This window comes from Polaromonas sp. P1_G1 (genome assembly GCF_056405595.1).
Genome location: NZ_JBFUBU010000178.1, coordinates 1 through 464, shown reverse-complemented (window position 1 = coordinate 464; position 464 = coordinate 1). Strand labels below are relative to the sequence as shown.

1 protein-coding gene is annotated in these 464 nt (G+C 63.8%); it reads left to right on the top strand.

Translation table 11 applies throughout. The features are described from left to right. A partial coding sequence (locus AC1D1Y_RS26365; protein ID WP_477684948.1) for an FGGY family carbohydrate kinase occupies window positions 1-464 on the top strand: 464 nt, incomplete at both ends.

The following is a 464-nucleotide window of genomic DNA, read 5'->3' as shown; positions in this document are numbered from 1 at the left end:
GAGCAATGCCTCGCGCACCATGCTCTTCAATGTGCACACCAACCTGTGGGATGAAGACCTGTTGGCCGCGCTAGACATTCCCGCCAGCCTGATGCCGTCGGTGCAGCCTTCTGCCTCGGTGTTTGGCGAGGTGGTGCCCGCGCTGCTGGGGCAGGCGATTCCGATTGGCGGTGTGGCCGGTGACCAGCAAAGCGCGCTGTTTGGCCAGGCCTGCTTCAAGGCAGGCATGGTGAAGAACACCTACGGCACGGGCTGCTTCATGCTCATGCACACGGGCCATACCTTTCAGACGTCTGAGAACGGTCTCATCACCACCAGCGCTGCGCAAACCACCGTGAAGCCCGAGTTCGCACTGGAGGGCAGCGTGTTTGTGGGCGGCGCCGTGGTGCAGTGGCTGCGCGACGGGCTGCATGCCATCCAGGGCAGTGGCGAGGTGCAAAGCCTGGCGCAAAGCGTGCCGGACT